This window comes from Ochrobactrum sp. RH2CCR150 (assembly GCA_014138095.1).
Classification (GTDB): Bacteria; Pseudomonadota; Alphaproteobacteria; order Rhizobiales; family Rhizobiaceae; genus Brucella; species Brucella gambitense.
Genome location: JACGXE010000001.1, coordinates 623456 through 635600 on the forward strand (window position 1 = coordinate 623456; position 12145 = coordinate 635600).

The following is a 12145-nucleotide window of genomic DNA, read 5'->3' on the forward strand; positions in this document are numbered from 1 at the left end:
ATAGAAGATCACTTTTCAGGGAAAATTTGCGAAATCAACCAGATGAAACAGAAGAAGATGGTGGGCGAATATTGGTGCCTGCATAATGTTCTCCGCCGCTGCAGGTATCGCAATTCCGTTTGTGTTTTAGGTCTTCAATAATCATCAAGATCGGAAAGCGTGGCAAGCTTGTTTGCCCGCCGCGCTTTTGCTTAATGCACCGGTGGAGTACCGGCTCACTCACGCCTGTCCCGCGATAGGAAGTTGCCGCGTATCTTTTCCAGCCAGCCGAACACGTTGCCGACGGCGCTTCCACCTTTGCCCAACAGCTCGATCAGTTCGCTTTCCGCTCTTTCGCGCGTCGTGGTGTCAGCCTCCGGCAGCGGCGGCAGGATATGCGCGAAGTAGGTTTTGGCCAGCAGCCGGTGCAGCAGGCGCTCGCCGATAAACGGCTCGTCATTGTTGAGCGCGCGGGCGGCCTTCAACAAGGTGCGGATATCATATTGCACGGGGCTGATATCAGGCACCTGCTTGTGCAGGCCGAGCAGCGTATAGACGCCCACGCGTGCCGTGCGGATCGAACTGTCCATGGTGAAAATGATATCGTTCGAGGTTTCCACAAACTGGCCCATCAACGCCAGATTGGTGCAGCCAGCGGGCACGACATGGGGCCGATCCCCGGCTGCGCGCGGCATGAACATCGCGGTGATATAGGGCATCAACGCCAGGCGCGCTTTGGTGTTTGCCACGACGGCGTCGACCTGGCCCTCGATGCCGAGGTGATAGCAAAGCTCGGCAATGATCTCGCGGCCCGTACAGGCCGGCATAGGCTTCTTGATATAGTTGCCGTCCTTGTCCATCAACAGGGCATAAACCCAGAGCACCAGCACATCGTCCGGCTGGTCGGGGAAATGCGGCTGGCGATTGCAGGTGAAGCTCAAAACCCAGTTGGAATCCGTAAAGGTGATGATGCCGCCGGTTACGGTTCTTCCGGAATAGGGATCGTTGACAGACAGTTCCTTCAGCTTGTCGATGAGCGGCGACGGCTTGCAGGTTAACGTGACGGATTCCCACATCGACTTGTCGATATCGCCATAGAACTTATCCGGCTTGCCGAATATCGGCGATTTCTTGGCGAGGTTTTTCCAGAGCGCCCAGTCGCTTTCATCGCCCGGATCATGTCGTCCTCGTTCGAGCACAGGGGCGGTGTTCATATCGCCGTAGGCGGTGCCCTCGGTCATCGAGCCGGTAAGCGCGAAGACAAGATCATGCGGACCGACCGCGATTGTCTTGTCCTTGCCGTCAACCTTGACCTTGATGCCGGTAACCGTGCGTGCATCACCATCCACGCTCATATCGAGATCGTAGCTGCGCGTGCCGAACTGGACCCTTACGCCCGCTTTCTGCAAATGCGCGACGAGGGGACGGACGAAGCTGTCATATTGGTTATATTTCGGAAACACCAATGCCGACATGTCATGAAGACCGTCGAGCGCATCCAGAAAACGGTGCATATAGAGCTTCATTTCAAGCAGGCTTTGCCAGTTCTCGAAAGCGAACATGGACCGCCACAGATACCAGAAATTGGTCTCCAGAAACCCTGCGCTGAAATACTGCTCAATGGTGATGTCGTTCAGCTCTTCCTTGCGCTTGAGCAGAAGCCGGATCAATTCCCACTGCTGAGAGCGGGACAGGCCCAAGGTGGAAAAGTCGCGAATCTTTCCGCGCTGGTGCATCAGCCGGGCTTTGGAAAAATTCGGGTCGTTGTCATTGAGGAGCCGGTATTCATCGAGGACGCTATATCCTTCCGGAAGCTCAAGCGCCTGCACGTCCTGGAACATGTCCCACAGATTGTCGTAGTTCCAGTTCATTTCGCGGCCGCCGCGGATGATATAGCCATCTTCGGGGTTTCCCGCGCCATCCAGCGACCCGCCCTCGATCTGCATGGCATCGAGAATGGTGATGTCTTCGCCTTTCATGCCGCCATCGCGGATCAGATAGAACGCCGCAGAAAGGCCCGCGATCCCACTGCCGATGATCCAGGCCTTGCGACCCTTCACGGCTTTGGACGGTACAGGACGGTTGCGCATATAGGCGCCCATCATATCCGGCGGCGGGAGTGTATTTTCAGGGGTGTGGCTCCAATAGCCGGACGTGGTGTCGTTTTCGACCTTGAATGGCTTGTCACTTTGTGAATCGGGAAATCTTGCCTTCTTCATTCAAAATCACCTCGTTATCTTCCGCAGGGTCGTGCGTGCCACCGTTCTAAAAGCTAGGACGGAAGCGCTGAGGTGAGAGATAGGGCAGGTTTCGAGGGCGCATAGCTCCCAAAACGGTCATTCCGCATATGGCGTTCTATTGCATGCGCGGATGCCGTTTATAGAAAAATGTGAGGGAGGCGCAGACGCAAATGCGCATAAAGCCCTCTTTTACAAGAAGGTTGTTCAGGCGTGCAATTTTGCGGGAAATCGTGCGCGTTCAAAGAGATGACTGGTGCTGCGAGAGAGGATTGAACTCTCGACCTCTCCATTACCAATGGAGTGCTCTACCACTGAGCTACCGCAGCATTCTCTTGAGTGCGGCGGACTTCTGACACATCATTACGCAAATCGCAAGCGACCAAATGCATTTCTTTTCACATAATGTGGAAATCTGCGTATAGCTGCGCATCATGCCGCTTTTCTGGCGCTTTTTCTCGTAGTAGACACGGCTTATGAGTGAAAAACCGATCAATCAGGAACGACAAAACCAGCTGGACCGTCAAAAAAAGCGGCTGGCCGATCAGCTGCGCGCGAATCTGATGCGCCGCAAGGAACAGTCGCGCTCGCGACGCTCCGGCGAAGCGGATGAGCGCAATGACGGCATTTCCACTGCGGGCGAAGAAACCGAATAGGCCTTTCTTGAAGAGAGACGTCGGCTAAGGTAAAAGCGCATTTCTGTTCTCGGTTGCCATTGTCGTTCGAAAGCGATTCGCGTTTGAACGTAATTCCGCCGCAAGACTCGTCATTTTGTCAGTATCGCCGCCGCGCCGCTCAGGCAGCAGCAACAGCACATCCCGAAAAGGGTGAACCGGTTTTCGGGCAAGATGTGCTTAAAAACAAACAGTTGGAATGCTGATCCGATTATCCCGATCGAAACGCGTTCCAACGGCTTCAAATCGATTACCGGGGGCAAGCCCCGGCCCAGAAGGGGAAACAGCATGGATCGCATCAAAATCGTCGGCGGTAATAAGCTGAATGGAATCATTCCGATCTCGGGCGCAAAAAATGCCGCTTTGCCCCTGATGATCGCTTCTCTCCTGACCGACGATACGCTGACGCTCGAAAATGTGCCGCATCTGGCCGATGTCGAGCAGCTGATCCGCATCCTCAGCAATCATGGCGTCGATTATTCGGTCAATGGCCGCCGCGAACATCAGAACGGCGCTTATTCCCGCACCATCCATTTTACGGCTCGCAACATCGTCGATACCACTGCGCCTTATGAGCTTGTCTCGAAAATGCGCGCAAGCTTCTGGGTGATTGGCCCGCTTCTGGCGCGCATGGGCGAAGCAACCGTGTCGCTGCCAGGCGGCTGCGCCATCGGTACGCGCCCAGTTGATCTGCTGCTCGATTGCCTTCAGGCGCTGGGCGCCGAAATTGACATCGAAAACGGCTATGCCAAGGCGCGCGCGCCGAAGGGCGGTCTTGTCGGTGGTCGCTACCGCTTCCCGAAAGTGTCGGTCGGCGCAACGCATGTCATGCTGATGGCCGCTGCTCTCGCCAAGGGTGAAACGATCATCGAGAACCCGGCCCGTGAGCCGGAAGTCGTCAATCTTGCCGATTGCCTCAATGCAATGGGCGCAAAGATTACCGGTGCAGGCACCGGCACCATCCATGTGCAGGGCGTGACCAGCCTTTCCGGCGCGCGCGTTCGCGTCATTCCTGACCGCATCGAAACCGGCACCTATGCAATGGCTGTCGCCATGACCGGCGGTGACGTGCTGCTCGAAGGTGCACAGGAAAGCTTGCTTTCGTCGGCGCTCGATACGCTGCGTCAGGCCGGTGCGGAAATCACCGAGACCAATAGCGGCCTGCGCGTTGTGCGCAACGGACATGGCATCCATCCGGTAGATGTCACGACCGATCCGTTCCCGGGCTTCCCGACTGACCTTCAGGCACAGTTCATGGGCCTGATGACCAAGGCCAAGGGCACGTCGCACATCACCGAGACGATCTTCGAAAATCGTTTCATGCATGTGCAGGAACTGGCGCGTCTTGGCGCGAAAATTTCGTTGTCCGGCCAGACCGCGACCGTTGAGGGCGTGGAACGCCTCAAGGGTGCTCAGGTCATGGCAACCGATCTGCGCGCATCGGTCTCGCTGGTTATTGCGGGCCTTGCCGCCGAAGGCGAAACCGTCGTCAACCGCGTCTATCATCTGGATCGCGGGTTCGAGCGTCTGGAAGAAAAGCTTTCGCGTTGCGGCGCGAATGTCGAACGCATTAGCGGATAATCGGTAAGGGCCGGAACTTTGAGTGCATCCCGAAAAGTGTGAAACGGTTTTCGGATAAGATGCGCGTTGGAGTAAAGGATTAGAGCGCTGATCCGATGCAATCGGATCGAAACGCGATCTAATCCAGGTTCCGGCTTTTTCATTCTGTCACGCTGATTGATCACAGGCTTGAAAAGCCTGTCGATTTTTTTCTGCCGACATGTAAAGTTATTGGGCAAAGTTGTCTCAAACTATTGAGCAAAGTTGCTTCGTGAACCACCCATGTCGTCGATCTGGATGCGGCGTGGGGCGGTTGTTTTGAACATGACAGGAAGTCGGTGCGGACCATGGATATGTTGAAGCTTGTGGCGTTGGATGAAGAGGATTTGCAGGTCCTGTCCGCCCATCTTCAGGACGCGGTTCTCAAAGTTTCCGACCTCCAATATATCGCCAAGGAACAACGTTTCGTTCTGACGGCAAACCGCTTCGTCTGGGAAGAAGCGCGTCCGAAATTCCTGCGCAAGCCGCAATATCAGCGCCGCCGCGCCGCTTTGCATTTCAACCGCGTCACCGCCGCCAAGGCCACTGGCATCGACCGCCAGAAACAGGACGACGTCCTGTCGCTGCTGACGATCGGTTTTGTCCCCGGCGAAGCGCCTGCGGGCACAATAGAACTGACATTCTCGGCAAATGCCGCTATCCGTCTTTCGGTGGAATGCATCGAAGCACAGCTGACGGATCTGGGCGCGGCCTGGGAAACGGAATCGCTCCCGCGTCACGGCGTATGAGATGAACCTTCCATGCATCGCGTCTGCTGTCACGCGGGCGGTTGCTCTTATCTGGACTATTTAAAGGAATACAAGCGTGGTCACGACGCTCAGACAAACCGATCCGAACTTCGAAAAGCAATTCGCGGCCTTTCTGTCCGGCAAGCGCGAAGTTTCGGCTGACGTAGACCGCGCGGCCCGCGAAATCGTTGAGCGCGTGCGCCTCGAAGGCGATGCGGCCCTGATCGACTATTCGCGCCGTTTCGACCGTATCGATCTGGAAAAGACTGGCATCGCCGTCACGGAAGCTGAAATTGATGCAGCTTTTAAGGTTGCACCCGCATCCACCGTTGAGGCGCTGAAACTGGCGCATGAGCGCATTGAAAGCCACCATGCGCGGCAATTGCCCAAGGACGACCGTTACACCGATGCGCTCGGCGTTGAACTTGGTTCGCGCTGGACGGCAATCGAGGCAGTCGGCCTTTATGTGCCGGGCGGCACGGCCAGCTATCCAAGCTCGGTCCTGATGAATGCCGTGCCTGCCAAGGTGGCGGGTGTCGAGCGCATCGTGATGGTTGTTCCAGCACCTGACGGTATTCTCAATCCGCTGGTTCTGGTCGCGGCCCGTCTGGCAGGTGTTTCGGAAATCTATCGCGTCGGCGGCGCACAGGCTGTTGCAGCGCTTGCCTATGGCACAGAAACCATCAAGCCGGTCGCCAAGATTGTCGGCCCCGGCAATGCCTATGTCGCGGCGGCCAAGCGCATTGTGTTCGGTATCGTCGGTATCGATATGATCGCTGGTCCGTCGGAAGTTCTGGTGATTGCCGACAAGGACAACAATCCGGACTGGATTGCTGCCGATCTGCTGGCGCAGGCAGAGCATGATACCGCCGCGCAATCCATTCTCATGACCAATGACGAAGCGCTGGCGAAGGATGTGGAAGCGGCAGTCGAGCGTCAGTTGCTTACGCTGCCGCGCGCGCAGACTGCCACGGCAAGCTGGCGCGATTTCGGCGCGGTCATTCTGGTCGATGATTTCGAAGCGGCGATTCCGCTCGCCAACCGAATTGCTGCCGAACATCTGGAAATCGCCGTTGCTGATCCTGAAGCGCTGCTGCCGAAGATCCGCAATGCCGGCTCCATTTTCATCGGCGCACACACGCCGGAAGTGATCGGCGATTATGTGGGCGGCTGCAATCACGTCCTGCCGACCGCGCGCTCGGCCCGGTTCTCGTCGGGCCTGAACGTGCTTGATTACATGAAGCGCACCTCGCTTCTGAAGCTCGGTCCGGACCAGTTGCGGGTGCTCGGCCCTGCGGCCATTGAAATCGCGCGTGCCGAGGGTCTCGACGCACACGCCAAGTCTGTCGCCATCCGGCTCAATCTATGAGGCATCATGACCGCTGGCGTTCCCAATGCCCGTCTTGTTGATGTCGAACTCGATGAATCCATCGGGCGGTCGACGCCTGACGTCGAGCATGAACGCGCGGTCGCGATTTTCGATCTGATCGAGGAGAATTCCTTTCATCCGATTGGCGACGAGACCGGCGGTCCCTACCGGCTGAAACTCTCGCTGATGGAAACGCGGCTGATCTTTGCCATCAGCCGTGAAAGCGGGGACGGTGTGGCGACGCATATATTGTCGCTCACACCGCTGCGCCGCGTGGTGCGCGACTATTTCATGGTCTGCGAAAGCTATTATCAGGCAATCCGGTCGGCCACGCCAAGCAAGATCGAAGCCATCGATATGGGCAGGCGCGGGCTGCACAATGAAGGGTCGCAAACCTTGCAGGCGCGGCTGAAGGGCAAGATCGAAGTCGATTTCGACACGGCGCGGCGGCTGTTCACGCTTGTCTGCGTGCTGCATTGGCGAGGTTGAGCCTGCATGGTCGCTGTTGATGTCGTGAGCGCGCAGGATGATGGAGAGGGCGATGTGGGCCCGAAACATAAACTGCCGTCATCCCTGCTTTTCGTCTGCGGCAAGAACGCGATCCGCTCGCCGATGGCCGAGCTTCTTGCAAGAAAGCTGCTGCCACCCAATATATATGTGGCTTCCGCAGGTGTGAAACGCGGTGAACGTGATCCATTCGTGGATGCCGTGCTTTCGGAAGAGGGGCTTTCGCTCGACGACCGCCAGCCGCGGGGCATTGAAGAACTGGCCGACGGCTATTTCGACCTCATCGTGACGCTGACACCACTTGCCCACCATACGGTGCTGGAGCGCATGCGCGGTTTCTCCGTGGATGTGGAATATTGGCCCACGCCGGACCCCACGCTGGTCACCGGCAGCCGCGAGCAGATCATGAATGCTTATCGCGATGTGCGGGATCGTTTGAAGACGCAGATTTTGCAGCGTTTCAGCCCGAAATAAGTTCACGGAATTCCGTTGTTCACAAATGCCGCCTAATCATATAGGTTCCGGCCAAATTTAGGATCAGAGTCCATTTTCGGACGCTTTTTATCGAAGAAAGAAACAGGTATCGCATGGCGAAAGAAGAAGTCCTCGAATTTCCGGGTGTTGTTACGGAATTGCTGCCGAATGCAATGTTCCGCGTGAAGCTCGAAAATGAACATGAAATCATCGCTCATACGGCTGGCCGTATGCGTAAGAACCGCATCCGCGTTCTGGCTGGTGACAAGGTTCTGGTCGAAATGACCCCTTACGATCTGACCAAGGGTCGCATCACCTACCGCTTCAAGTAAGCTTATCACGCACGGGCAGCCGTTTCGGGGGTGTTCTTGACGACAGTTGCGCAACACAAGCTGGTTCTGGCTTCCGGGTCTCCTCGCAGGATTGAACTGCTGGGGCAGGCCGGTATCGAGCCGGATCATATCCAGCCTGCCGACATAGACGAGACGCCGCAGCGTAGCGAGCATCCGCGCTCGCTGGCGCGCCGTCTGTCGCGTGAAAAGGCCGAAGCGGCGCTGGCGCAGCTGAAGAGCGACGCCAATTTCGCCAAGCCCTACCTGCTCGCGGCCGATACGGTCGTCGCGGTCGGGCGGCGCATTCTGCCCAAGGCGGAAACCGCCGATGAGGCGCGTGAATGTCTGCGTCTTTTGTCGGGCCGTACTCATAAGGTTTTCACGGGCGTTTGCCTCATTTTGCCGAATGGCAATCTGCGCCAGACCCTGGTGGAAACGCGCCTGCGCTTCGAGCGCCTGTCGCGCCAGCAGATTGACGCCTATCTCTCTTCAGGGGAGTGGCGCGGTAAGGCTGGCGGCTACGCCATACAGGGCCTTGCAGGCAGCTTTGTCGTCAAACTGGTTGGCTCCTACAGCAATGTGGTCGGCCTGCCGCTCCAGGAAACCGTAAGCCTGCTGGCTGACGGTGATTATCCGGTCTATGCCAACTGGAGCACCGGAAAAGTTTAAGGTTTAAGCCATGAACGGCAAGAAGGACATATCCGCAGCAGCTGGCGCCCGCGTGACGCCGCTGCGCCCGACACGCCCTTGCCCGGAATGCGGCAAGCCTTCGGCGCGTGACAGCTATCCCTTCTGTTCGCCGCGCTGCAAAAGCATCGATCTCAATCGCTGGCTTTCGGGAAGCTATGTCATCCCCGGCAAGCCTCTGGGCGAAGAGGACGAGGGCGAGAATTAGGCTTTTTGACGCTTTTTCTCTTGTGAAATCAATTCATTAGAGAAACTGTGAGAAAAGCGCATAAAAAATGCGATACGGTGCTGGACAGCGCGAAATTTAATGCTATAACCCACCCACTTCCGGCGGACACCAACACCGCCACACGGCAAGACCAAGCGCTTGCTACAGGATGCCCGGATAGCTCAGTTGGTAGAGCAGCGGATTGAAAATCCGCGTGTCGGTGGTTCGAATCCGCCTCCGGGCACCACTTCTTCTCCAAGAAAAAAATGCTGCATGACTGGCGCGGATGCTTATGCAATGTGCGTGCATATTCCGCTTTTCACATCGGTCGCTTCTATGCTCCCTTGCGCGGATCGCTGGCAGTTGGCTATGTGAGAACATCACGCATCCAACTGACATGCCGTGTGAAGAACGAGGCGGCTTTCAAACAGGGTGCACTTAAACGGGAAAATCTGTGCGCTCGCTCACGTCGATCCTGCGAGGCGCGTTACAGGGCTCAGGAGGGAGTTTTTCCATGCGTTGGCTGTTAGTGCCTTATTAATCCTGATGCCCTCTCTGGCCCTCGCTGAGGCCGATCAGGATCGTATCTCTTATGTATGCGACCATGACAATGTCATCGATGTCTTCACGTCAACTGAAGATCCTGACCATATCCGGTTGAGCGCTTTTAGCCGTGATCGTCTTCTTGAGAGGGTGCCGTCGGCTTCTGGCAGCAAGTTTGCGGGTGAGGGCTATGAGATCGCGTTCGATACTCTGACGAAAATCGCGATCACCTCTCAAGGTGTTACATACCAGTGTGTTATGGATTCGGTGGAGTAGATGGCCGTAGCCGTGTCGCCGCATTCGGAGGGGCATCGAAAGCAACGAACTCAAACAACGCCAGCATACTGCCAGTATACTGATTGTGAATGGACGCGTTCTGATCTGACGCCGGATAAGCAAAAAGCGAAGCCCGATCTGACGATCAGTCTCTCTTGAAATCTTCGCTAAATGCTTGAAAAGAAATGGCGCACCCGAAAGGATTCGAACCTCTGACCCCCAGATTCGTAGTCTGGTGCTCTATCCAGCTGAGCTACGGGTGCTTGCCTTTGTGCCGCTCGCTGCGGCGATGGGCGGTTGATAATCGGACCCATTACTAAATGCAAGCGTCTTCTGAGAAAAAAATGCCGTTATGTGAATATTTCTTGTCAAAGCCCGGATTTCCGGGCTTCTCAACCGTTGTTTTCCCTGGGGTTTTTCCCCAGTCAGGCGGTTTCCTCCCGCCGTGTCTGTTCTCTTTCGCGCTGCGCAGGCAAATCAGGCAGGCGAATCTCGAAATGCGCTCCGATCGGACGATCTTCCCGAAGCTCGATACTGCCGCCATGGGCGCGGATCAACTCCTGCGCGATTGCAAGGCCTAGTCCGGTACCGTCGCTGCGTGTCGAGCCCTTGAACGCCGTGAAGAGGTTATCGCGCGCCTTTTGCGGCAGGCCAGGCCCCGTATCCTCGACGCCGATGATGGCTGTGGTGCCGATTCGACCGGATGAGAGCGTCAGACGCTTCACAGCAGCATCGCCGCCCGTATCATCCCGCTCCATGGCCTGCACGGAATTGCGGCACAGATTGCTCAGCACGCGGAACAGCTGTTCCGAATCGACGTTCAGTTCGAAGTCATCCGGGATGCGATTGTCGAATTCGATACCGCTCTCGGTTTCCAGATTGAGGCTTTCCTGCACATCCGTGACGACGGCGTGCAGATTGACACGGCGCGGCCTCGGCGGCGCTTCCTGCGAGCGCCCATAGGCGATAACGCTCTCCGAATAGCTGATCGCACGGCTGAGCGTGCGGATGAGCTTGGGCGCGAAGCGCTTCACCATCGGGTCCTTGGCGTCAGACAGATGGTCGGACATCAATTGCGCGGAGGCCAGAATGTTGCGCATGTCATGATTGATCTTCGACACGGCAAGCCCAAGATCGGCAAGATGCTTCTGTTCTTTCAACGTGCGCTGCAAATCGCTCTGGATGTGGGAAATCTGCCGCTGGGCGATGCCCAACTCGTCCTTGCGGTTTTCCGGCACCAGAATGAGCGCGGGATTATCCGGCGTCGTTGCAAAGTCGATCATGTTGCGATGCATGATGCGCACCGGGCGCAGCAGCATTTCATGAATGATGAGATAGATCAGGCTGGCGGCAATCACCGAAATAATGAGCGAGATCACGGCGACATTGCGGGCATAGATCAGCATGGCGCGCCGCATGGGCGCATCGGAGGTGACGATTTCAATCACCCGACCGGGCGTCGTTGTCGGCGAAACCGAACCGTAAATACGCAAGGTTCGGTCGCCGCCGTCGAAAAGCGTGCTGAAAGCGTCCCAGATGGACGCCGCTTCGCTGACATTATCAAGATCGATGACCTGATCGATCTTGCCGGGAATTTCCGACATGGCGAGAAGGCGGGAGGCGCCAGCTTCACGTAGCGCGATTGCCTTGGTGCCGGTGACGAGCAGAACCTTGTCCTGAATGGCGCGTGGAACGTCCATATTCGCGCTGGCTGCCAGCACTTCGCTGACCGCACCGACCGTATCAAGGCGCGACGTCAGCCAGCGCAGGCGCATATTGGCGATGGACGGCACGAAAATCAGCACTTCCGCCACGAGGACGGCGAGCACGATCAGCAGAAGCAGTTTGCTGGAAAGGCGGTTCTGCCAGCGCAGACGCGTGAATTGCGCGGGCGATGTGCGATCGTCCGCGTTTGTATTCTGCGCAGCGGTGTCCATCGGAACGTCGCCCGGATCTATGATCTTTTCAACAACCGCCATAACCTGATTCCAAATAGACGGCGTCTGGGGCTGTTGGCCGATGCAGCGCGTCCGATATGCCCCGAAATGCCCAATATGCCTGTGAGTCTCGAGACTGCAATAAATATAGCTTCCTATATATGGTGGCGGGGCAGATTTCCAACAGACATTATTGTATCGATTGAATTGAGCTCGCGACAGATTGCGAGCAAGCATTACGGAAATTTAATTCGACCTTCTCGGGAGGCGATGCAAAAAAGTAGTATGGGGATGTGTTAGCTATTTCTCCATCGAATCTCTGTCATGGGCAGGCGGTAACCCTCGTGTCGATAGGTTGCCGCATATGGTCAGACATTCGACGTGTCGTGCAAAAAAGTATATTTTTTAAAAGACAGGACCTGTCGGGCAGCGATGGGACGGGTTCTGCCGGAGAGCTGAATGAAATCGTGGAAGCAGATTGTCGTCTGCCTGCTTATTGTTCTGGCCGCTGCGGGCGGCTGGTACGCCTATAAACAGAAGAACGCAGCGTCGGAAAACACCGCCGCAGGCGCCG

General features: G+C 56.6%; 12 protein-coding genes and 3 tRNA genes. 11 read left to right on the forward strand and 4 right to left on the reverse strand.

The window, feature by feature from the left end:
* Nucleotides 1-215: 215 nt before the first annotated feature.
* A complete protein-coding gene (locus tag FHW03_RS02815) occupies nucleotides 216-2198 on the reverse strand; it encodes an oleate hydratase (RefSeq protein WP_182519253.1) in 1983 nt (660 codons plus the stop codon).
* Nucleotides 2199-2470: 272 nt separating this feature from the next.
* Nucleotides 2471-2545: transfer RNA gene (locus FHW03_RS02820), tRNA-Thr, on the reverse strand.
* Nucleotides 2546-2692: 147 nt separating this feature from the next.
* Between FHW03_RS02820 and FHW03_RS02825 the strand changes: the two genes are divergently transcribed.
* From FHW03_RS02825 to FHW03_RS02875, 11 genes are all read left to right on the forward strand, one after another.
* Complete coding sequence (locus FHW03_RS02825) at nucleotides 2693-2872, forward strand: hypothetical protein (protein ID WP_182519254.1); 180 nt, start codon at nucleotides 2693-2695, stop codon at nucleotides 2870-2872.
* A 306-nt stretch (nucleotides 2873-3178) separates the two neighbouring features.
* Nucleotides 3179-4471 (forward strand): UDP-N-acetylglucosamine 1-carboxyvinyltransferase, encoded by a 1293-nt coding sequence (murA, locus tag FHW03_RS02830; RefSeq protein WP_182519255.1) that lies wholly within the window; start codon nucleotides 3179-3181, stop codon nucleotides 4469-4471.
* Between the two features lie 326 nt (nucleotides 4472-4797).
* Nucleotides 4798-5238 carry a DUF2948 family protein gene (locus FHW03_RS02835; protein ID WP_140024409.1) on the forward strand — a complete coding sequence of 147 codons (441 nt, stop codon included), beginning with the start codon at nucleotides 4798-4800 and terminating at the stop codon, nucleotides 5236-5238.
* Between the two features lie 76 nt (nucleotides 5239-5314).
* Entirely contained in the window at nucleotides 5315-6607 is a 1293-nt protein-coding gene (gene hisD, locus FHW03_RS02840) for a histidinol dehydrogenase (RefSeq protein ID WP_182519256.1), read from the forward strand.
* Between the two features lie 6 nt (nucleotides 6608-6613).
* Nucleotides 6614-7096 carry a UPF0262 family protein gene (locus FHW03_RS02845; protein WP_182519257.1) on the forward strand — a complete coding sequence of 161 codons (483 nt, stop codon included), beginning with the start codon at nucleotides 6614-6616 and terminating at the stop codon, nucleotides 7094-7096.
* A 6-nt stretch (nucleotides 7097-7102) separates the two neighbouring features.
* Entirely contained in the window at nucleotides 7103-7588 is a 486-nt protein-coding gene (locus FHW03_RS02850; RefSeq protein WP_377513952.1) for a low molecular weight phosphatase family protein, read from the forward strand.
* Between the two features lie 113 nt (nucleotides 7589-7701).
* Nucleotides 7702-7920, forward strand: a complete 219-nt coding sequence (gene infA / locus FHW03_RS02855) for a translation initiation factor IF-1 (RefSeq protein WP_002965531.1) — start codon at nucleotides 7702-7704, stop codon at nucleotides 7918-7920.
* 36 nt (nucleotides 7921-7956) lie between these two features.
* Complete coding sequence (locus FHW03_RS02860) at nucleotides 7957-8589, forward strand: Maf-like protein (protein WP_182519258.1); 633 nt, start codon at nucleotides 7957-7959, stop codon at nucleotides 8587-8589.
* 10 nt (nucleotides 8590-8599) lie between these two features.
* Complete coding sequence (gene yacG / locus FHW03_RS02865; RefSeq protein WP_182519259.1) at nucleotides 8600-8815, forward strand: DNA gyrase inhibitor YacG; 216 nt, start codon at nucleotides 8600-8602, stop codon at nucleotides 8813-8815.
* 171 nt (nucleotides 8816-8986) lie between these two features.
* Nucleotides 8987-9062: transfer RNA gene (locus tag FHW03_RS02870), tRNA-Phe, on the forward strand.
* A 272-nt stretch (nucleotides 9063-9334) separates the two neighbouring features.
* Nucleotides 9335-9634: a hypothetical protein gene (locus FHW03_RS02875; RefSeq protein ID WP_182519260.1), complete on the forward strand. Its 300-nt coding sequence runs from the start codon at nucleotides 9335-9337 to the stop codon at nucleotides 9632-9634.
* A 186-nt stretch (nucleotides 9635-9820) separates the two neighbouring features.
* Here FHW03_RS02875 and FHW03_RS02880 read toward each other — a convergent pair.
* Nucleotides 9821-9897: transfer RNA gene (locus FHW03_RS02880), tRNA-Arg, on the reverse strand.
* Nucleotides 9898-10059: 162 nt separating this feature from the next.
* On the reverse strand, nucleotides 10060-11613 hold the full coding sequence (locus tag FHW03_RS02885) for a HAMP domain-containing sensor histidine kinase (RefSeq protein ID WP_182519261.1): 1554 nt from the start codon (nucleotides 11611-11613) through the stop codon (nucleotides 10060-10062).
* Nucleotides 11614-12145: the final 532 nt, after the last annotated feature.